Source organism: Bacillus sp. NTK034 (assembly GCF_017303275.1).
Lineage (GTDB): Bacteria > Bacillota > Bacilli > Bacillales > Cytobacillaceae > Cytobacillus.
This window is the reverse complement of sequence record NZ_JAFKOJ010000008.1, coordinates 47,422-69,329: the sequence shown is the minus strand read 5'-3', so window position 1 is coordinate 69,329 and position 21,908 is coordinate 47,422. Positions and strand designations below refer to the sequence as shown.

General features: G+C 42.2%; 21 protein-coding genes. 4 read left to right on the top strand and 17 right to left on the bottom strand.

All coding sequences use genetic code 11. The features are described from left to right. Positions 1–354: 354 nt before the first annotated feature. From JI665_RS20590 to JI665_RS20535, 12 genes are all read right to left on the bottom strand, one after another. A complete protein-coding gene (locus tag JI665_RS20590; protein WP_206843369.1) occupies positions 355–1,026 on the bottom strand; it encodes a GNAT family N-acetyltransferase in 672 nt (223 codons plus the stop codon). Between the two features lie 20 nt (positions 1,027–1,046). Beyond that, positions 1,047–1,715, bottom strand: coding sequence for a GNAT family N-acetyltransferase (locus JI665_RS20585; protein ID WP_206843367.1), 669 nt, complete (start codon positions 1,713–1,715; stop codon positions 1,047–1,049). A 3-nt stretch (positions 1,716–1,718) separates the two neighbouring features. Continuing rightward, positions 1,719–2,594 carry a carbon-nitrogen hydrolase family protein gene (locus JI665_RS20580; RefSeq protein WP_206843365.1) on the bottom strand — a complete coding sequence of 292 codons (876 nt, stop codon included), beginning with the start codon at positions 2,592–2,594 and terminating at the stop codon, positions 1,719–1,721. 246 nt (positions 2,595–2,840) lie between these two features. Further along, positions 2,841–3,248: a hypothetical protein gene (locus tag JI665_RS20575; RefSeq protein ID WP_206843363.1), complete on the bottom strand. Its 408-nt coding sequence runs from the start codon at positions 3,246–3,248 to the stop codon at positions 2,841–2,843. Positions 3,249–3,721: 473 nt separating this feature from the next. After that, positions 3,722–5,101, bottom strand: coding sequence for an N-acetylglucosamine-specific PTS transporter subunit IIBC (nagE, locus tag JI665_RS20570; protein ID WP_206843361.1), 1,380 nt, complete (start codon positions 5,099–5,101; stop codon positions 3,722–3,724). A 147-nt stretch (positions 5,102–5,248) separates the two neighbouring features. Next, positions 5,249–6,508, bottom strand: a complete 1,260-nt coding sequence (locus JI665_RS20565) for an exo-beta-N-acetylmuramidase NamZ family protein (RefSeq protein ID WP_206843355.1) — start codon at positions 6,506–6,508, stop codon at positions 5,249–5,251. Between the two features lie 90 nt (positions 6,509–6,598). Next, positions 6,599–8,713, bottom strand: coding sequence for a glycoside hydrolase family 3 N-terminal domain-containing protein (locus JI665_RS20560; protein WP_206843957.1), 2,115 nt, complete (start codon positions 8,711–8,713; stop codon positions 6,599–6,601). Positions 8,714–8,782: 69 nt separating this feature from the next. Next, a complete protein-coding gene (locus tag JI665_RS20555; protein ID WP_206843353.1) occupies positions 8,783–10,522 on the bottom strand; it encodes a serine hydrolase domain-containing protein in 1,740 nt (579 codons plus the stop codon). Positions 10,523–10,848: 326 nt separating this feature from the next. Continuing rightward, a complete protein-coding gene (locus JI665_RS20550) occupies positions 10,849–12,564 on the bottom strand; it encodes an ABC transporter ATP-binding protein (RefSeq protein ID WP_206843351.1) in 1,716 nt (571 codons plus the stop codon). 171 nt (positions 12,565–12,735) lie between these two features. Next, a complete protein-coding gene (locus JI665_RS20545) occupies positions 12,736–13,179 on the bottom strand; it encodes a threonine/serine exporter family protein (protein ID WP_206843349.1) in 444 nt (147 codons plus the stop codon). Between the two features lie 24 nt (positions 13,180–13,203). After that, positions 13,204–13,956, bottom strand: a complete 753-nt coding sequence (locus JI665_RS20540) for a threonine/serine exporter family protein (protein ID WP_206843347.1) — start codon at positions 13,954–13,956, stop codon at positions 13,204–13,206. 203 nt (positions 13,957–14,159) lie between these two features. After that, a complete protein-coding gene (locus tag JI665_RS20535) occupies positions 14,160–14,483 on the bottom strand; it encodes a MerR family transcriptional regulator (RefSeq protein WP_206843345.1) in 324 nt (107 codons plus the stop codon). Positions 14,484–14,666: 183 nt separating this feature from the next. Here JI665_RS20535 and fbpA point away from each other — a divergent pair, with 183 nt between their 5' ends. From fbpA to JI665_RS20515, 4 genes are all read left to right on the top strand, one after another. Next, positions 14,667–14,831: a Fur-regulated basic protein FbpA gene (gene fbpA / locus JI665_RS20530; RefSeq protein ID WP_206843343.1), complete on the top strand. Its 165-nt coding sequence runs from the start codon at positions 14,667–14,669 to the stop codon at positions 14,829–14,831. A gap of 13 nt (positions 14,832–14,844) precedes the next feature. Then, a complete protein-coding gene (locus JI665_RS20525) occupies positions 14,845–14,982 on the top strand; it encodes a hypothetical protein (protein WP_166672445.1) in 138 nt (45 codons plus the stop codon). Between the two features lie 150 nt (positions 14,983–15,132). Then, positions 15,133–15,441 carry a PadR family transcriptional regulator gene (locus JI665_RS20520; RefSeq protein ID WP_206843332.1) on the top strand — a complete coding sequence of 103 codons (309 nt, stop codon included), beginning with the start codon at positions 15,133–15,135 and terminating at the stop codon, positions 15,439–15,441. 11 nt (positions 15,442–15,452) lie between these two features. Then, positions 15,453–16,643, top strand: coding sequence for a chromate transporter (locus JI665_RS20515; protein ID WP_206843321.1), 1,191 nt, complete (start codon positions 15,453–15,455; stop codon positions 16,641–16,643). A gap of 44 nt (positions 16,644–16,687) precedes the next feature. Here the strand turns inward: JI665_RS20515 and JI665_RS20510 are convergent, their stop codons facing one another. The 5 genes from JI665_RS20510 to JI665_RS20490 all read right to left on the bottom strand — a co-directional run bounded on the left by JI665_RS20510 (position 16,688) and on the right by JI665_RS20490 (position 21,905). Beyond that, positions 16,688–18,415, bottom strand: a complete 1,728-nt coding sequence (locus JI665_RS20510) for a PAS domain-containing sensor histidine kinase (RefSeq protein WP_206843318.1) — start codon at positions 18,413–18,415, stop codon at positions 16,688–16,690. Between the two features lie 23 nt (positions 18,416–18,438). Continuing rightward, positions 18,439–18,891 (bottom strand): GAF domain-containing protein, encoded by a 453-nt coding sequence (locus JI665_RS20505; RefSeq protein WP_206843316.1) that lies wholly within the window; start codon positions 18,889–18,891, stop codon positions 18,439–18,441. Further along, the gene (locus JI665_RS20500) at positions 18,881–19,534 is read right to left on the bottom strand and encodes a response regulator (protein WP_211202650.1); all 654 of its coding nucleotides are present in this window, start codon (positions 19,532–19,534) and stop codon (positions 18,881–18,883) included. The genes JI665_RS20505 and JI665_RS20500 overlap by 11 nt, the downstream gene beginning before the upstream one ends. Before the next feature lie 177 nt (positions 19,535–19,711). After that, entirely contained in the window at positions 19,712–20,362 is a 651-nt protein-coding gene (locus tag JI665_RS20495; RefSeq protein ID WP_206843314.1) for a sensor histidine kinase, read from the bottom strand. A gap of 34 nt (positions 20,363–20,396) precedes the next feature. Then, on the bottom strand, positions 20,397–21,905 hold the full coding sequence (locus tag JI665_RS20490) for a nitrate/nitrite transporter (protein ID WP_206843311.1): 1,509 nt from the start codon (positions 21,903–21,905) through the stop codon (positions 20,397–20,399). Positions 21,906–21,908: the final 3 nt, after the last annotated feature.

The window sequence follows — 21,908 nt, the reverse complement described above, 5'->3', positions numbered from 1 at the left end:
AAAATAATACATGTCCTCCTTCATCCTATGTAACTATAAAAATGTTTAGCATATGAGATTTACACTATTTAATTTCAGATTATTCCGCATTTCTTTTGTCCCAAAAAAATGCACCTTCCAATGGAAGATGCCTAAATTTATCTTCTGTTTTTCAGCTTCCTTTTAACAGCAGGGACAACATATTTTTTCACAAGCGAAACACCTTTCTTTGCAATAAACGCTTTTATTAATCTCTTTACGGCCATGAACAGATCCCTCTTTTCGGTTGAACATTACTATTATATTCATTCCCTTTTTCGTTTCCCCTCTAAACATAAAAATAAAAAGCCCTTAAGTATTAGGGCTTTTTGCAGATTATAAAGGCAATAGGGAAATATATTCCTTCTCTTTTAACTGCTCTATCATTGTATACCAATCCTGCGGTTTAGCAGATAAAACAGAATAATATTCTGTTAAGAAATTAATGACTAATTCAGCATGAATTTCTGTGATTTCTTCATCAGCTGGCATGAAGCAAAAATCAAGTCCTTTAACTGCTTCCCCATCATTTTTCCAGGAAGGATGAAGATAAGGAAAATCAAGCTTTTGATAGCCCATATGAGACAAAACCTCACGGCGGACGAATGGGTTCATTGGCTTGGCACCGCCAAATTCATGGTCTTCAATCCCATAAGGATCATAAATTTCTGCAAACATGCCAAATAGCTCTTTACCGTTTTGGCGGGCAAGTTCCGTCAGATCCTTGGATCGATTTCCTGCAAGGAAACGGCCAATGCTTAGTCCCTGACGGCCAATGATGGTAAAATCAGTCATGGCAATATTCCATTCCGGATAGTAGCGATATTCGGTAGCACCAACCACATCACCTTCATGAACAGCCGCAAACACACGAATTCCCGAATCTTCAAGAGGTTCCTTCCATAGTTCAAACTCAAGTACTTCTTCAGGAGGAAAGACTTCTTTCATTAACTCATGCATTTTAACAAAGAGCGGATCATGAATACTCGTAATTCTGATATATTCCAATGTACTATCTCCTTTGCCGCTTATACTTTAAATGGATTCTTCCACTCCATTAAGGCACCGTAATTAAGTGACTCTTCATCTTCTAAATAATTTTCTGCAACAGTGAGCGGAGTTCGGCCGCACCTCAGCAAAAAAGTGATAACCGGATCTTTCTTTTTCCCATTGATCAATTGCTGAAGATATTCCTGGGCAGACAATTCATGGGCAAATTTATGGTAGCCTGGCATCCGCCCCCCACCAAGCAAGCGATCGAGACCTAAGTTTATGACAACCTGATACATAGCCTGCATCATTAATTTGCCCAGCCCAAGTTTTCGGAACTTGGGGCGGACACTTATATCAACAATATATAATGTGTTGCCTTGAGGACTATGATTGCGAATATAGCCGCTGTCTGTTATTTCTTCCCATGTATGCTCCGGGTGTGAAGGGTCAAAATCAACAATCAGCCCGGTTAAAGACCCTGCTAATACTCCTTCAACTTCGATGCAAAGTGCACCATCCGGAAAGAGCTCCACATGGTTAGTCAATTGCTCCTTATTCCACCATAAATCTGAAGGAAAAGGGGGCGGAAAGCATTCTGCCTGAATGTCAATTAACTGATCAAAATCCGCTTTACTATAATTCCTGATTACAGCCGGAACCGGCTTATCCCCGTCAAACACATAAAATTCGCTTCTATATGACATATTTCAGCCTTCGATATTTTCTTTTTCCCAGTCTACATACAGATCTGTTCTGCGGTCGCGCCAAGTCGTAACAGAGCCTCGTTCGCGGACTTCATATAAAAGGCTAAGGTCAAGATCGGCAGTCACAATCATATCGTCATTCAACTCGCCTTCCACCATAATCCCCTTTGGCGGAAATGGAATATCATTTGGTGTAATGACAGCTGCCTGGCCGAAATTGGCACGCATAAAGTCGACAGTAGGCAGGGAACCAATTGTTCCTGTGACCACAACATAAACCTGATTCTCAATAGCTCTAGCATGGCTTGTATAACGGACACGGTGGAAACCATGCCGGTCATCCGTGCAGGAAGGACAGAAAATAACATCTGCTCCTTTTGCTTTAGCCATACGGACGATTTCCGGAAACTCAATGTCATAGCATGTCAGGATGGCTATTCTGCCTTTATCTGTATTAAATACACGGAGGCCTTCGCCAGGCGACATATTCCACTCATGGACTTCAGTAGGAGTGATATGCAGTTTTGCCTGTTCTTCAACCCGGCCATCCGGATAAAATAAATGAGCGACATTATAAAGACGGCCATCTTTGTTAATAACGTGTGTACCGCCGATAATATGCATTTTTGTATCTTTAGCAAAATTGGAAAATAGCGTTTTATACTGATCGGTGAAACCAGGCAGTTCGTTAATCGTCAGACTTGTTCCCTGCTCACTTCCAATGGACAAAAGCTGTGTGGTAAAAAATTCAGGAAATAAGACAAACTCCGTTCCGAACTCCTGGGCAGTTTTAATGTAATGCTCACATTGCATGGCAAACTCTTCAAATGAACGAATGGTGTGCAGATGATACTGCACAGCGGATACACGAATTTTCAATGTACTCCCCCTCATCAGAAAAATGTATAGATGAGTATCACTCTATCTTTAAAAGATTATCAATGATTTTCCTTCATTGCACAATACTTTTTTATCGGAATGCGAAATTTTTTAATTAATACTATTTAAGATAACAAACAATACTTTTACGATTTTTTTAGCTCCAGCTAATAGACTAATAGTCCGAATTGGAAATAAAATAAAATATTAAAAAAGCATTACTCGTCAAAGCAATGCTTTAAGTCCTTATTTTAATAACTTGCTTATTTCTGCAATAAGCCCGACACCTTTTTTAAAGTCTTGATTTGCAGCTTTTATTAACCTCATATAAATGCCTATTAGCGATGCATTTTGTTCCTTTAATTCACTTATCTCTCTTTTCATAAAAATCAGGTCAGCTTTCATTGATGCCATTTGTTTCCTTAATGCTTCTATATCTTCAAGTTCGATATTCTCTTCACTTACTGCATCATCCTCTTGCATCTCTCTTAAACCTTCTGACAGATTCATTATAGAATCATCTTGAATTATTTTACTGGCCAAACTGAATAATGAAGTAAAATCTATAGTCTGGTCTTTCAGCAGTTTAGCAGCTAGCTTTTCCAGATTTTCCGAATCCTCTAATGCACCTTTCCCTTCATTATTATCAACCATAATCAGACCGCCTTTCTTAGTTTCTATCCTATACTATGTATAATCTCAATAAGTGGAATGGACAAACATACAGTAAAAGCAGAAATTGAGGGACACCAATTTAAAAAACCCTGGACGTTCACCAGGGTTTCAAACGGACTCAAATTCTTTTATATTATTATGCGCAAGGAGCTTGACATTCTAAAAGCCGACAAATTGCATCTCTAATTTTCCCTGTCAATCTCGGTGCGAAAATGCTTGCTAAAAGCAATAAGAATGCTAAAGCAAACACAATTAACCCCGTTAATGGTCCTACCATAGTGATATCCCCCCTTTTTATTCAATTAATAAGGGTACCCTTACGCTGTTATCGTATGTTCCAAATATGGACATGCTTAAACAAACATCCCGAGCCAGCAAAAATTGGCTCTTGTCCAGTCACCACCATACGAGAATAAAAAATCCGGCCCTTCAACAGAGCCAGATTACAAATTTTATAGTTTCTTCTTCATTTCATTTGAAAGGAACTCTACATCCGTTCCAACTATTACCTGCAGACTGGTTTTGCTGAGCTTTATTACTCCTTTTGCCCCAATCTGTTTTAAATGCCCTTCATCAACCAGCGCTATATCTTTCACCTTTAAACGAAGACGGGTCACGCAGTTATCAATTTCTTCGAGATTTTCTATACCGCCCAAAGCCATCAAATAGGCATTTGCTGCTTCGGCATAATTGCCTTTAACAGCATAATTATCTTGGAATTCACCTTCAATTTCATCTTCCCTTCCCGGCGTTTTTAAATCCAGTTTCTTGATCAGGAAATAGAAAACCACAAAATACAGAAGACCATAAAGGAGACCTATTCCCGCAAGCAGCACTGGCTTCTGGGCAATGCCGAAGTTTAGGATGTAATCCAGGGCGCCTGCAGAGAACCCGAAACCATGATGAATATCCAGGGCATAGGAGATGGACATAGCCAGACCTGTTAAAAGAGCATGAATTAAATATAAAACTGGTGATAAAAACATAAATAAGAATTCAATCGGCTCTGTAATACCGGTCAGAAAGGAAGTAAATGCTAGACCTGCCATCGCCCCGGCAACCGCTTTCCTTCTTTCCTTTCTAGCAGTGGCAACCATGGCAAAAGCAGCACCCGGCAGTCCAAACATCATGATCGGGAAGAACCCTGTCATGAAAATTCCTGCTGATGGATCTTTAGCAAGGAAGCGCCATAAGTCCCCTTTAATGACATCCCCGGCTGCATTGGTAAACTCACCAAACTCAAACCAGACAAGCGTGTTCAAAATATGGTGGAGCCCAACAGGAATTAATAATCGGTTCAAGAATCCGAAGACTCCAACACCTGCAGCACCTGCACCAATAATCCAATCGCCCACACCATTAATGCCTGCCTGGACCGGCGGCCACACATACCCGAACAAAAATGCAATGACAATCATAACAAGTGATGTGATAATCGGCACAAACCGTTTTCCTCCAAAGAAACCAAGCCATTCCGGCAGCTTAATATCATGATATTTATTGTATAATAGCCCTGCAATAATACCGGAAATGATTCCACCAAAAACACCCATATTGACCGTTTCGTTTATTGCTGCGGCACCTTCAGTCAGAACAAAATACCCCACTGCGCCGGCAAGGGCAGCTGCCCCGCTGCCATCCTTAGAAAAACCGATGGCAATCCCTATGGCAAACAAAAGTGCCAAATGTCCAAAGACCGCATTCCCGGCTGCTGATATAAACGGAATGCCTAATAGGTCATCCTGTCCCAACCTTAACAAAAGTGCAGCTGCAGGCATGACTGCAATCGGCAGCATTAAAGACTTGCCAATCTTTTGTAAAAACCCCAACATTGTTATACACCTCTTTCTGCATGGATTATTACATATTATGAACAGGCTTTATCATTCAGTACCAGACGCCATCAGTATTATGCCGGCCCGCCTAATAATTAAAAAAAGAACCTGGGGCATTTTGCCGCCAAGTTCTTTCCTGCCAGTTTAATAGAGTAAATATTCTTCACGTGTCTTTTTGAATAGTTTTAATTCGGTCTGCCATTTGGAGGAAATTTCTTCAACTGTCTTCCCTTCCTCAATGGCTTCACGGACCCAGCCATTGCCCATCAGGTTGTCAAAAAATGAAATTCCAGCACTGTTCTCTGCACGGAATTCGAAGTCTTCCGGATACATATCATGGATCGCCTTCACGATGTGAAGTCCTGTCTCGACAGGCTTGAACGCATCGCGATGAGTAACATGAATTTGAATCCCATGGGAAAGCTGCCCTGCATGCTTAGAGAAGCTTGGTGTAAACGAAGCAGCTCTAAAGGTTACCCCCGGAAGATTAAGACTGTTCAAACGTCCAGCCAGGTCATCGGCATTGATAAATGGAGCACCAATTAATTCAAACGGCTTCGTTGTTCCACGTCCCTCAGAAACATTCGTCCCTTCAATCAAAGCAGCTCCCGGATATACTAAAGCTGTATCCAGCGTTGGCATATTAGGAGACGGCATGACAAACGGAAGGCTGGTGTCATCGTAATACATATTGCGCTTCCAGCCATTCATTTTGACAACAGTCAAATCTGCACCAATTTCGAACTCTTCATTGAATAATTCAGCCAGCTCACCTACAGTCATCCCATGCCGGAGCGGGATCGGGTAATTCCCCACAAATGAGGAATACTTCATATCAAGCACTGGCCCTTCAACCTTTGTTCCACCTTGAGGATTTGGCCTGTCCAGCACGATGAAAGGGATATTGTTTTCTTTTGCTGCTTCCATCGCATATGCCATTGTGTAAATATACGTGTAAAAACGTGTTCCAACATCCTGGATATCAAACAGGAGCACGTCGATATTCTCCAGCATTTCAGGTGTAGGCTTCTTGGTTTTTCCATATAAACTGTAAACAGGAAGCCCTGTCTTTTCATCTATATAATACTCAACGTATTCTCCTGCCTGTGCACTTCCGCGGACTCCATGCTCCGGACCATATAAAGCTGTTAATTCCACGTCAGGATCTTTGTGCAGAATATCGACAATACTGTTTAAATTCTGGTCGACCCCAGTAGGGTTTGTAATTAAACCAACTCTTTTTCCTTCTATGAGATCCTTTTTATCATCTAAAAGAACTTCAACACCAAGCTCGAATTTCTTTTTCTTGCCTTTTCCTTTTCCATTGCCGTTATCTGCAAGCACAACAGTTAAAGAAGAGAGTACGAGAATCATTGTCAAAAATGCCATGAGCCATTTCTTCATTATATTTTCCCTCCTTGGTTAAGAAAGAGGTACGGGCAAAACCCCGGGGCTGCTGCCCGTACCCTTTCCTTTTCAAAAATAACAGTGTGCCTAATAGCTCAATCCATGGCCAAATTCATATAAAACACTGCCATCTGTACCCGGAATTGTTACAGGCAATTTACCTGAAGGATTAACCTGGCCAAAAACAACACCTGCAGATGCATCAAAGCTCGCAGCTCTGAATCCGTATTGTGCAATGTATGCATCAACCTCCGGATAGGCCATGATGTCATATGGGTTACGGATGCCAACCGCAATAACCGGGGCTTCTGACTCAGCGACGATGGAATTAACCATTTTCATCTGCGCGCTGTCAGGTGAGCGGCCTGATACATTAAACGTATAGGAGCCAACAATTACAGCACTGGCATTCCTGATTAGCTGCTTCTGCTCTTCCGTTAATGCATAGCTTGAGGTCTGGATGACCGTTGTGTTTGCATGAAACTTGCTGATTGCGTTTTTTAAGTCTGCAATATACGTATTGCCGACAACGACAATATGATCTTCAGAAGATAATTGCAGCGGCAGTACATCTTTATCATTCTTTACCAGTGTGACTGAACGTTCAGCTGCTTCTTTTTCTATTTGTTTATGTTCTTCTGATCCAACAATCTCAAGTGCGTTTGCAATTTTTTCATCAATCGGCTGTGGTGTCTCTTCTTTAATAATTCCCCGCTTTATTTTCAGTGTTAAGATTCGTTCAACTGATGAATCAATGCGTTTTTCTGAAATTTCTCCATTCTCCACCGCTTTCAATAGCCCTTCTGCAACTTCTTGAAGTCCAACAGGCATTAGGACAATATCTGTTCCAGCTTTAACTGCTCTAATAGCCGCGTCAACTGGTCCAAAATGTTCTGCGATGGCATTCATATTCATTGCGTCTGTTGTAATAACACCATCATAGCCCATTTCTTCTCTCATAAGTTCAGTCAGCACTTTATGGGAAAGAGTGGCCGGAACTGCAATTTCTTCACCCGTTTTTTTCGAGATTGCTTTTGTATCATCAATCTTAGGGAAGGTAACATGTGCTGTCATGATGGCATCAATCCCTGCTTCCATTCCCTTTTGGAAAGGATAAAGTTCAACTTCTTTTAGGCGATCTTTGTCATGTGGTACTTCAGGCAATCCAAGATGTGAGTCCACTGCTGTATCTCCATGTCCGGGAAAATGCTTTGCAGTTGCGGCAACACCTGCTGATTGCAATCCTTGTGTATAAGCAACACCCATGTCAGCGACAAGCTGCGGGTCCTCACCAAATGAACGAACGCCAATTACCGGATTGTCGGGATTATTATTTACATCCATGACAGGTGCAAAGTTCATATTAATGCCGAGTGATGCAAGCTCCTCTCCAATCGCCTTGCCGACCTTGCGGGAAATTTCTTCAGAACGTGCAGCCCCTAATGCCATATTGCCAGGCATGTCCGTTCCTGATTGAAGACGTGTAACAATTCCGCCTTCCTGGTCAATCGTCATCAATAAGCCGAATTTATCGGCAGCTTTCTGATAGTCTGAAACCAGTGTGGCTGTCTGTTCTGTTGTCACTACATTTTCACGGAATAATATAACTCCGCCAAGATGATAATCTTTCACCAGCTTCTCAATTTCTGGCAGCATTTCAGTGACATTTTTTCCCTTCCAGGTGCGGAAATCCGGCATCAGCATCTGGCCGACCTTCTCTTCAATGGACATGTTTTTCACTGCCCGGCTAATGAGATCATACTGTTTCCCATGCTCCTTAATGATTTTCACTTTAAAAGCTGGCTTGCCTTTGCTGCCCTTTTTGCCGTCAGGTTTTATTTGAAGTGCAATACGGTCCTTATATACTCCATCCGTTACACTGATGAAGGTTTTTCCGGGTTTCCCCATTAAGGTGATATTCCCCGACTGATCAACTGCTGCAACATTTTTATTGGAAGATTTCCATTTCACATCATCTGAAACTCCAACGAAATGTCCTTCCTTAAATACATGAAGAGCCTTTAATCGAAAAGTATCTCCACCAATCTCTGTACTGGCCTCAGGCACATTCTGCAGGATGATTAAATCCTTTGCTGCACTTTCTGCTGATGCTTTTTTCAATGTTCCTGCGATCCATAACTGTGAAACGGCAAGTGTAATTGCGAGAAGGGAAATGAACATTACTTTGCGGGCTTTAACCATTTCTTCCACCGTCCTTACTGCATTAATTTCATATGCACTTAAGCTTACTTTTCACTAAAAAATCGAATGCTAGTAATTTCTTTTTTTCCACCCGTTTCCTGAGAAGGAAGGCGTCACTTTTTGGCCATCTGAAAATATGAGTTTTACATTATCAACATACCAGCCTCTGCCGTTTACTGTACTGTCTGTCTGGTATCGGAATCGAATGTGAGAGGTTCCTGCAGGAATCGTTAGTTTTTCCTTCTTCCAATCAATGCTGCTGCCTGTTAATGGCTGGGCAGCCTGTGTCCAATTGATGCCATCCTCTGATACCTCAACAAAGGCCATATCCGCATTGGTTTCAGTTCTGTACCAGGTATCAAACGACAGGACTGCTTCTTCATTGAGATCCACTTTAGCCGTTAAATTATGCTGAATTTTATCCCCATATCCTGAGAACCAGGCATCTCCTTTTCCAGGGATTGCAACAGGAATGGAATCTGCTACCTGTCTTGCAAATGTCCGCCTTGCAATATTTGTTGTAACTGTATTTCTGGATGGATGGACCCGATTTGTTAAGAGAATCGCAATCGTGCCATTATTCCGGTTTATTACAATGGATGTTCCAGTGTACCCTGTATGCCCAAGTGAAGTTCCCTCTGATAAGGCATCCATGAACCATCCCTGACCAAGCTCCCAGCCAAGGCCATGATCATCACCAGGAAATTGAGGAATCTGGTTTTGAATCAGCATTTTCACCGTCTCTTCCTTTAAAATCCGCTTGCCGCCATAACGCCCGTCATTCACATACATATGGGCAAGTTTAGCAAGATCGGATGCAGTGGAAAAGACACCTGCATGTCCGGCAACACCATCAAGGGACCAGGCATTTTCATCATGAACTTCCCCCCAGACAAGACCCCTGCCGATAGCAGGCTGGTATTCCGTGGCTGCAATCCGCTGTTTTAAAGATTCAGGAGGATTATACATCGTATCCTTCATACCGAGGGGGTTGGTTATGCGTTTTTTCACAAACTCATCCAGACTTTGTCCTGACAAGCGTTCGATTATTGCTCCGAGCGTAATCATATTTAAATCGCTGTATGTATACGCTTCGCCTGGTTCATTGGCTAATGGATGTTTAAAAACGATTTGCATGCGATCGTCTCTGCTGCTCCCTTGTGAATATAAAGGAATCCATGCAGTAAATCCTGAAGTATGTGTCATCAGCTGGCGAATCGTTACATTTTCCTTGCCGTTTTCCGCAAACTCGGGGATATATTTCGCAACAGGATCATCCAGTTGAAAGCGGCCTTCATCATACAATATCATCGCAGCAGTCGTTGTAAAAATTTTACTGATTGAAGCCAGATCAAAGATAGTATCTTCCGTCATTTCAATCGGATTCTGCGCTTCAGTGAATTTATCATCCGTATAGCGGTAGGAATATCCGTATGCATCATGTTTGACAATATGGCCCCGTCTTGCGACAAATGTAACAGCACCCGGCATGACTCCCTCTGAAATCATCTCTTCCATTAATGGATCGATTTCATTGAGCGGCTGCTGAACCATTCCAGCTCCCGCCGCTGAACCTGGATGAAGAATAGGAGAAATCGGCCCAGGGCGATCCCACGAAAAAATTGGATGAATTTTGTGTTTCACATCTTTATGATTCTTCATTTCCATCGTTGGCTTAACTCCTTCCGCGCCCTGCGCAGATGCCGGATATGCTGCCGGAATAAAGAGTGATGTGCTAAGTGCTGCAGATAGCACAACAAGCTTGGTTTTATTTTTCATACTGCCTCCTTTAATTTTATGAACTTTCATCAGCCAATAACCTCCTTTATGTTTGAAAGGGTTTACATACTGTAAGATTAATAGAGATAGAGTATAGTTGTCTATACCACATAAGTCCTGTTCTAGTTAAAAACTTCCATATTTTTGACTAAATCGATAGTTCTTTTTGACTGTTCTGAAAATTATGCTTTTATTTATTGGCTCTCATGAATTGTTTGCAGATTTCCCGGCATTGTTTGTAAAAATGAATGCTTGTTTGCCAGTTTCTAATATCTTTTCCAGGTTTGTTTGATGAAACAGTATTTTGCAGAGGTCACCATTTAGACAAAAAAGCAGAATCCATTACGGATTCTGCTTTATCTTTGGAATTGCACATTATGGAGACCTGCGAAGATCCCGCCCTGTTCTATTAACTCATCATGTGTACCTTCTTCGGCAATGCCGTCTTCTGTGACAACCACCACCCTGTCTGCATTGCGAATGGTTGCGAGCCTGTGAGCAATCACAAGTGTGGTGCGGTTTACGGCAAGCTCATTCAACGCCGTTTGAATAATCTGTTCGGTTTCTGTATCCAATGCCGAAGTTGCTTCATCCAGAATCAGAATTGGCGGATTTTTCAGGAACATTCTCGCAATGGCAATTCGCTGTTTTTGTCCACCGGACAGCTTTAATCCCCGTTCCCCAATTTGTGTTTCGCAGCCATCCGGAAGAGATGCAATGAAATCCTGCAGGTGAGCTTTTTTAGCAGCTTCAGCAATTTGCTCATCTGTTGCCCCAAGCATTCCGTAAGCTATATTTTCTTTCAGGGTACCGGTAAACAGGAAAACATCCTGCTGGACAATGCCGATTTGCGATCTCAGTGATTTTTTCGTCATATCCTTGATATCCATGCCATCGATCTTAATGCTTCCGCTATTTACATCATAAAAGCGTGGAATCAAAGAGCAAATCGTTGTCTTTCCGGCACCTGAAGGTCCAACAAAAGCAACTGTTTCACCTGCTTTTATTTGAAGGTGAATCCCCTCAAGCACAGATTTATGCTTGTCATAACTAAATGCTACATCTTGAAAGCGGATATCACCCCTTAAGGATTCAACCTCAATGGCATCTTTTGCATCCTCTATCTCCGGCTCAGTATCAATGATTTCCAAAAAGCGTTTGAAACCAGCCATTCCTTTTGGGTACAGTTCCATAAGGGCGCTAATTTTATCAATCGGTTTTAAGAGTACATTCACATAGAGCACAAATCCGACCAATTCTCCATATGATAGCTGCCCATTGAAGCTCAGCCAGGAGCCGTATACAAGAACAATCAGCGTAACTAATCTGGTCAACATATAGACTCCGGAAGCACTGAAGCTCATAATCTTATATGCTGCAAGCTTGGCAAGACGGAATCTGCCATTGTTTTCTCTAAATCTTTTAATCTCATAGGCTTCATTTGTAAAAGACTGAACTACACGTACTCCAGATACACTATCCTCAACCTGGGCGTTCACATCGGCAATTTCACCGTACATCCTTTTCCATGCTTTGTTCATTTTAATATTGCAGAATGTAATCAGCCATACAAGAAACGGGAGAACAAATATCGTTACAAGGGCGAGCTTTACATTGATCGTCAGCATGATCCAGAATGCACCCACAAACGTCATGACCGCAATAAACAAATCCTCCGGGCCGTGATGGGCGAGCTCTCCGATATCCATAAGATCATTTGTCACCCGGCTCATAATGTGCCCTGTTTTGGTATTATCGAAGAAGCGGAAAGACTGCCTTTGAACGTGCTGAAAAAGCTGCTGCCGCATATCTGTTTCGATGTTGATGCCCAGCTTGTGTCCCCAATAGTTAACAACAAACTGCAGTAGTGTGCTGGTCAAATAAAGAGCAAGCAGGCCGGCACTTACGGATACAATCATGGACCAATTCCCGCTTGGAAGCAGGCTGTCGATAAACCACTGAACCGCAAGCGGAAAGCCCAATTCAAGAATTGCCACGAATACCGCCGAACTAAAATCAAGAATGAATAGGCGCTTATGTGGCTTATAGTAGCTAAAAAACCGTCGGATCATCATATTCTCCTTTTTCTGAAAAAATCAAACATAATAGGATTATAAATTCACCAGGAATTTATTACAAGAAAAACCCGTCCCTATTTATTTCTGGAACGAGTCTGATAATTTAGAGGAGATATTACGGCTTAATTCCTAAACAAGGCTGATGTAATAATTCTTCCCTGCAATTTAGATTCTTGATTTAAACTGAACTTTGCGGATCATTTGATTGATTACCTCTGAAATGACAAGCCCGACTGCGATTGCCCCGGATATCATGAACGCCTTCGCGGCCAGCTGAATTGCCGTATTATAATCATTTTCAACAAAATTCCGCATTGCATCATAAGCAATCCCTCCTGGGACCAGTGGAATGATGCCGGCAACACTGAAAATAATGATAGGTGTTTTATACATTTTGGCAAAAATCTGGCTGATTACAGCAATGGTAAAAGCTGCGATTAGTGACGAAATGACAGCATCGTACTGCCAATTGACAAGCAAAATATAAACAAACCAGCCAACCATCCCGACAAACCCGCATTTCAGCAGCGATTTTTTCGGGGCATTGAAAAGCACTCCGAACCCTGCTGAAGCAATAAAGCTTGTCATCATATGTGTCAACATAAACATACGCATATTCCTCCGCTCATGCATTTAGAAAGTGAATACAAGAGCAATCCCAGCTCCAATGGCAAATGCCGTCAAAAAGGCTTCAGCCCCTTTTGACAGACCAGAAACAAGGTGCCCGGCCATTAAGTCCCTTACTGCATTTGTTATCAGCAGGCCCGGAACGAGCGGCATTACTGAACCAATGATAATCTTATCAAGTTCTGTTCCCGCTCCCGTGTACACAAAGAAATAGGCGATAAGGCCAATTAATAATGAAGCAATAAATTCAGAGAAAAATTTTATGTGGACCACCCTATGTACGTATATAAAAGAAACAAACCCCAGCCCGCCTGCAATCATGGCTGGAATAAAATCTGTCCAGCTTCCAAGGAACATAATTAAAAAGCAGCCGCTTGCAATGGAGGCTGCAAGAATCTGCTGATAAACAGGGAAAGTATAGTCGGCACTTTCAATTTCCTTCAGCCTTGCCAGGGCTTCCTGTCCATCCAGTTCACCGCTGCTGATCTTGCGTGAAACTCCGTTCACTAATGTCACTTTGTACAAATCCGTTGACCGTTCTGAAATCCGAATCAGCTTTGCCGGTTCAGTTCCATCCGTTGAAAATATAATTCCAGTTGGCGTCACATAGCTATGTGAATGCGGAATACCCAGGGAGGCTGCAATCCTGGTCATTGTGTCCTCTACCCGATACGTTTCTGCACCGCCCTGAAGCATGATTTTCCCCGCAAGCAAACATATCTCAATTACTTCTATTGTTGGAGGGAATTCTTTCCCCATTCTTTCACCTGCTTTATTAATCAAAAATTTAAAAACCCTCTTATATAGGGTTACATCTTAACGGAAATGATAAACGAATGAAAGACCTTTTGTCTAAAATTTATATAAAAATGTTTCGTAAACCTAGTCTGCATTATTTTATAAGGCAGTATAGAAATTGAATAAAAAAAGCGATTATCCCTTACAGAATAATCACTTTCCCATTATTTCTTCCGTATTCCAAACTGAGCATTTAGCTGACCCTGAATCATTTTTGAACGTGATGCCTGATCGTCTTTTTTCTTTTTCCTTTTTAATTCCGAGCGGATTTCCTCCGTTCGGACTCCCTCCTCCCTTTTGTTGGCTATGTCGATGAGAGTCTCTACATCGAGAAAAGAATATTTCCTGCTCCCGCGTTCTGATCTTTCAGGGAAAATCAATTTCCTCTCTTCGTAGTATCGAATCTGGCGTTCGCTAAGTCCTGTCAGTTCGCTGACCGTCCCAATCGAAATGACTTTTCTGGTTTTATAGGATGTTTCTCTTTCCAATCATGTCACCTCAATCTAACCAATTTCTTTCATTATACTAATCTTTCAAATTTTTTCATTATTCCTGTCAGAAAATCTTACAAAGCAGCAAAAACAATGTAAGAAAACTTAACATAATAACTGAATAAGAGCTGAATTTCTTTTAGAATAAACAAAAACATTAAAGAAAAGAGGAGATAGAAAATGCAATATTTACGGAAAGCCATTGAAAAAAAACGGCAATATCTAATCGATCTGCTGGTCAAATCAGGAAGCGAATATCAGCATTCTGAACCGGCTCTGCAAAAGCTGACCCTAACAGAACTTGAGGTTATATTTAAAAAACACAGCAATCGAAGCCGTTATTAACCAGGGGGCCTTTATGGAAACAAAAAATACAATAGATTTGGCAAGAAGAATTATTGAACTCGATTTACTGCGCGATCAGCTGTGGGAAAGTTTAACGGCAGCAGCCGGTGATCATGCTTATGAAATTTTAAGAAATGAACAGAATAGTTAATATGGAACGCTTGGAAGAGCGTTCTTTTTTATGTCAATGTTAAAGTTTTGTAAATTAATAATTCCCCCTTTTCTTATCATGTTTATTTTGGTATCATCCAATTATCGAATTCCGATATCGATTTTCGAAATTAATAAGGGAGGCATTTGCTTGGAAGATAAAATATTGCGCAAGCTGTTCCTGGGGTTTATTCAAATCCATATTCTTCACCATGCAAAGGAGCACCCTGTATTCGGCGCTTGGATGGTGGAAGAGCTGAAAGAGCATGGATATAGCATCAGTTCCGGAACATTGTATCCTATCCTGCATTCAATGGAGTCAGACGGGCTGCTCCATCAGGAGAAGAAAAATGTAGATGGCCGAATCCGAAAATATTACACTGCAACAGAAAAAGGAATTACGGTCCTGGAGGAAGCCAGAAAAAAAGCTTATGAGCTTTTTAAAGAGATTAAAGATTAAAGGAGATGCATATGAACAAAAACAGAACTGGCTTAAAATCGTTACTGGAGATATTAATGGTTTCAACAAGGCTTGGACTAACCTCATTCGGGGGACCTGTAGCTCATCTAGGCTATTTTCACGATGAGTATGTCCGCAGAAGAAAATGGATGGATGAGAAAAGCTACGCAGATTTAGTTGCACTTTGTCAGTTCCTGCCCGGACCTGCGAGCAGCCAGGTTGGCATTGGCATTGGTGTCATGAGGGCTGGAGTAGCCGGCGGCATTATGGCTTTCCTTGGTTTCACATTGCCATCTGTTATTGCCCTGATTATTTTTGCCATTCTTCTTCAAGGCATTAATCCGGCGGAAGCCGGCTGGATCCATGGACTCAAAATTGTCGCAGTCGCTGTAGTGGCTCACGCGGTATTGGGAATGGCCCAAAAGCTTGTACCTGACCTGCCGCGAAAAACGCTGGCACTGTTCGCGATCATCGCCACACTATTATGGCAGACAGCCATTACACAGGTTGCGGTCATCCTTATCTCTGGTTTTATTGGATTTTTAATCTATAAGAAGCATGCAGATAACGAAGAAGCAAGGATGGATTTTCCCATTTCAAAAGGTTTTGCCATTGGCTGTTTAGTGATGTTTTTCGCCCTTTTAATAGTGCTTCCCATTTTAAGGGAGCTGACTGCATTGGATTGGGTTGCCCTTTTTGACAGCTTTTATCGCTCAGGATCTCTGGTTTTCGGGGGCGGCCATGTTGTCCTTCCTTTACTGGAACGTGAATTTGTCCCAACAGGCTGGCTTAGTGAGGAAGCTTTTCTGGCTGGCTATGGTGCAGCTCAGGCAGTGCCAGGGCCATTGTTTACTTTTGCTGCCTATCTAGGTGCAGTGATGAATGGCTGGCAAGGCGGCTTGCTTGCAACGGCAGCAATCTTCCTGCCCGCGTTTTTGCTGATACTAGGCACCCTCCCATTTTGGGAAACACTTCGCCGCAACCCTAACATAAAGGGTGCATTAATGGGTGTAAATGCTGCAGTTGTCGGCATTTTAATCGCTGCCTTTTATCATCCAATTTGGACCAGCAGCATCCTGGAGCCGGCTGATTTTGCCTTTGCAGCAGTCCTATTCAGCATGCTTGTTTATTGGAAGCTGCCGCCCTGGATTATAGTTGTAACAGGTGCCATCGGCGGAACGATATTAGGATCAATATTTTAAAATCGCATTTTTTAGAAAAGCTGCCTGGATTAGGCAGCTTTTTTTTATAGCGGAATTTCGAGTACAATTCTTGTCCCTTTAGTTTCTGCTGAATAAACATTTAGGGAACCTCCCGCAGCTTTTGCGCGTTCCTCCATACTGAAAAGACCGACTCCTCTGGAGACTTCATTAACATTGAACCCTATTCCTTTATCTTCAATGACTATACGGATTTCATCTTCCATCTGCCTGATAGTGACTGCTGCTTCATCTGTTTCAGCATATTTCCTTATGTTTGTCAGAGCTTCCTGAATGATCCTGTAAATGGTGATTTCTTTATTTGAACTAAGACGGGAAGCCAAGTAGCAATCAAAATGGACGTTGATATTGTGATGTTCTGAGAACCGGACCAGGTAGGATCGAATCGCTGGAATCAGACCAAGATCATCAAGCACAGAAGGACGCAGCTCCCATGAAAGGTCTCTCAGTTCCTCAATGATTTCAGCAGCCTCATCCTGCATTTGATCAAGCAGCGGGTGGCTTATTTCAGCCTGAAGCCTATTAATGGTAATCAGATGGCTGTACAAATTCTGCCCTATTCCGTCATGAAGCTCCCGGGACAGTCTTTTCCGTTCATCTTCTTGAACATCAATGATCCTGGTCATCATTTTTTGCAGCTCTTCTTCTGCATTTTTTCTTTGCGTGACTTCATGGCGAATAGCAAGATGCTGATAGGGCTTCCCTTTTTCATTAAGGAAAGGGACGATTGTGGTATCCACCCAATAATGTGTGCCATCCTTAGCTCTGTTCTTGATCTCTCCTTTCCATACCTTCCCGGAAGAAATCGTCTTCCATAAATCTCTAAAAAATTCTTTGGTGTGGAAACCTGAGTTGATAATTCTATGATCCTGTCCAAGCAATTCTTCCCGTGAATATTTTGAGATGCTGCAGAATTGATCATTCACATACGTAATGGTACCTTTCTGATCTGTAATCGCCACAATGGATGAAGCATCCAGGGCAAACTTTAAATCAATCAGCTCGTTTACGGAATTTTTCAGTTCCTCCACAACACGCTTATATTCAGTAATTTCCTTCCGGATCGCCAGGTATTTATATGGCTTTCCTTTGTCATCAATGAAGGGAACGATCGTGGTATCCACCCAATAATAAGTTCCGTCTTTAGCTTTGTTTTTAATTTCACCGTGCCAGACTTCCCCGCTCGAAATGGTTTCCCAAAGGTTCTCCATAAAATTTTTGGAATGGTAGGATGAGTTGATAATTCTATGGTCTTTACCAACCAGCTCATCCGCAGAATATTTCGACACCTCACAGAACTTTTCATTCACATACGTAATTTTTCCTTTTTTGTCTGTAAAGGCCACAATTGTTGATTCATCCAGGGCAAATTGCAGGTCAACCAATTCCTTTAATGGATATGATTGCTGCTTTTTTAATCGGGAACGGTCTTTGACTGAATGAAAGACGATTAAATAATAGGTTTCTTCTCCCTGCTTGAAAGAATTGATTCTATAAAAGATTGAAAATACCTGACCATTACGATGCTGGCCATATTGGTGAACCACTTTGCCCTCTTCAGTTTCATGCAGAGTGATCTCAGGAAGCAGTTCCTTTAGGCTCTTCCCCTGCAGCTCATTTACCCTATATCCAAATTGCTCTTGTGCCTGCTCGTTCGCATAGGAGATGATCCCAAATTTATTAACAAGAATCGTTGCATCACTGGAATCAGGAGCAATCTCTCTCTTTTTCGGCAACTGATTATTCCTGTCCATTTACGTTCCTCCAGTTGCATTTTTTAACCATTCAGCTTTAGTTCAAGTGTCCTCGCTGCATCCCTTGCAGTGCTTTGCTTGTTTTCATTTATAGGCTGACCGGACCGGTTCCCGATCAAAAGGACTCCTTTGGGGATTCCTTTAAAATGAATGGGAACAGCATAAGCATACTTCAGGGCTTCAGCAAGCATAATCGGGTATTCCAAAGCTTTTCCAGCGACATTTTCAGGGAAGTTTTCTACGCACATCGGCCTGCCGGTTGAAATCACCTTTCCTGCAATGCCTTTGCCGTACCTTACTGTAATCCGCTTATATTTTTCGTTGATATTTCCAGCGGCAAAATGCCACCTTACATCCGGGCTATCTGTATTTTGCAGTGCCAATCCCACAAAATCACAGTCCAGCTCTGCCAGCACCTTTTCACAAGCCTGAGCAATAAGCGCGCTTTCTCCCTGGCTGCACCCCTTATATTCCATAACCAAGCAGCCCTTTCTTTAAGGCATAGGCAACAAGTTCCGGTCTGGTTTTCATCTGAAGTTTTTCCATTAAATTACCTTTATGGGTTTCAACTGTCTTTACACTAATCACAAGCTGTTCAGCAATTTCCTTATTGGAAAATCCTTTGGCTATTAAGGTAAGAACCTCTTTTTCCCTGTCAGACAACAGATTGAATGTATCGGTGTTACCCTGCTTTACACTTCCGATATATTCTTCCATCAGCCTTTTAGTTGCTGAAGGATGCAAATAGGCATTCCCGCTTGCAACAGACCGGATTGCCGCCAGCAGTTCATCATGAGGGGCACTTTTTAAAATACATCCCGAAGCACCCGCTTGGATCGCCCTGAATAAGTACTCTTCATCATCGTGCATGGTCAAAATCAGGATCGCTATTTCCGGCATTAATTTTTTCAATTCTGACGTTGCTGACATGCCATCTTTTCCATGGGGCATGCTCAAATCCATTACTACCACATCAGGCTTTAATTCAAGTGCCTGCTGAATCCCTTCGTTGCCTTCCGAAGCTTCACCAACCACCTGCATGTCTTCATGGTTATTTAAAAGCATTTTCAACCCCATTCTGACTACCGCGTGGTCGTCGCAAAGTAAAATATTGATCAACCTTGCTCCCCCTTTACCATTTATCCACACGAGAAAGTGCAAGCCTTGCCTATCCGAGGGGGAAGGCTGCATACGCCAGCCAGTCCTCGAAATACAAAGTAGCAATTTCCGTGAAAAAATTATCTTTAATAGGCAACAAGGGAGCCGCTTTGCGCAGGTCCCTTGTTAAGTATAATCTTAGTATAACGGAAGGCTGATATCTATTGTAGTCCCATCGCCGATTTTGGAGCTGATGACACACTTGCCGCTGATTAAACACATTCTTTCAATCATGGCAGCCAGGCCAGTCGATTTTTGCATCCCGGCATTAACATCAAAGCCCTTGCCCTTGTCTTCAATGCTAATAGAAAGCTGTCCCGGTTTCCATTGCAGGAAGATAACTGCACTCATTGTGTCAGCATACCTGGCTATGTTTGCCAAAGCTTCCTGGCAAACTCGGAACAAAGTTATGCTTTCCCTTTCACTGATTTGGACTTCCATCCCCTCATTTTTAAGATCCACTGTAATTCCATATGTGGAGGTGTATAATTTCAGATAAGTTTTCAGCGCCGGCAGCAGGCCGAGGGTTCCCAGAGCAGGGGGATGCAATTCCACAGCCAGAAGCCTGATTTCCTGAATTGTTTTTTCCATCAATTGCGCCATATCTCCAACATAGCCTTTCATCTCGGGCTGATCAACAGCGGTTTGAATGAACTGCATGCCTGTATATAAGCTGTAAAGCGTCTGTCCGACCCCTTCGTGAAGCTCCAGGGCAATGCGCTTGATCTCATCTTCCTGTGACTGAATAATATAGGAACTGATATTTTTCTTTGCTGGCTGTGTTTCCATTTCATCCCTCCTCCTTATGACTTTGTTTTTGCTTCTATTTTGCTTTTTTGACCCGATGGCTGGAAATGTCACTGAACATGCCAGCGTATTGGACCACATCTCCAGCATCATTTTTAATTGCACTTATGGTAAGCCATTGGAGATATTCTTCTCCGTCTTTGCGGCAATTCCATATTTCCCCTTGCCAGAATCCATTTTTTTCGATTGAAGTCCATAAGTCCTGGTAAAAGCCCTTAGCCTGCTTTCCTGATTTAAGGATATTCGGATTTTTGCCGACTGCTTCTTCTTCCTTGTATCCGGTTATTTCTGTGAAAGCAGGGTTTACAGAGATTATTTTGCCGCCCTTATCCGTTACCAGAATTCCTTCAATTGTATGATCAATCACCTGGCTTGCAATTTCCATTTTCCCTTGGAAATACATCCAAACAACCAGAATCAGGCTGGCAAGCGCCACTTCTGACAATGCCATAAAGCCAATCGCATAATGGCCGGTGATATTAAATAACAGGGTCAATATCAGCGGCGGGAAAAATCCTCCCAGGCCGCCCATTGCGGAAACAATTCCGTTTACGATACCCGCCTGCTTCTGGAAGTACATAGGCACCAGCTTAAAAATCACACCATTCCCAATTCCAGCTGATAGAGCAATACTTAAACACCCAAATGTATACCATGTAATGGACGGAGATAATGACAGAATTACTGCAGAGATGGTATAAACTCCAAAGACAAACATGAGAAGAATTAAAGAATGGAATCGGTCTGCAAGCCAGCCGCCAATTGGTCTCATGGCAGTTGCAAGGACGATGAATCCGGCTGTCCTTAATCCCGCATCCACTTTATCAAGTTCAAAATGAGCCACAAGGAAATTCGGCAGATAAATGGTAAACGCAACAAATGATCCAAAAGTAATGAAATAGAATAAGCTCAAGAGCCACAGCTTTTCATTTTTATAGACGCCTTTAATCTGTTCCAGAAGCGGTGTCTGCACCTTAACTTCTTTTTTATCACCAAGAAGGAAGTTTGCTGCAATGAAGATTCCGAGCAGGACAAGATAAATTTGTACGGTTAGGGACCAGCCAAACTTTGTGGCAACGACTGGAGCCGCAAATGCGGTTATAGCTGTTCCAAGATTACCTGCACCGTATATTCCATTTACAAACCCATGGCGCTCCTTTGGATAATACTTTGGAAGAGAGGTAACACCAACAGAGAACACGGCTCCTCCAAGACCGAGGAATAATCCCCCGATCAGTAAATCAGTAATGGAATCAGCTATACTGATATAATAGACTGGAAATAATAGAAGAATAAAGCTCAGCATAAAGATTATTCTTGCTCCAAACTGATTGGCATAATACCCCAGAGGAATACGAAGCAGAGACCCGAGGATCACCGGAACTGCTGTTACTAGGGCAAGCTTGTCGGCTGGAATATGGATATCTTCCTTAATAAACGGCATAAGGGAGGATATCAGCACCCAAACCATAAACCCGGCTACTAAGTTTAACGTCTGCAAAGGCAGCTGTATTTTTCTTATCATTGT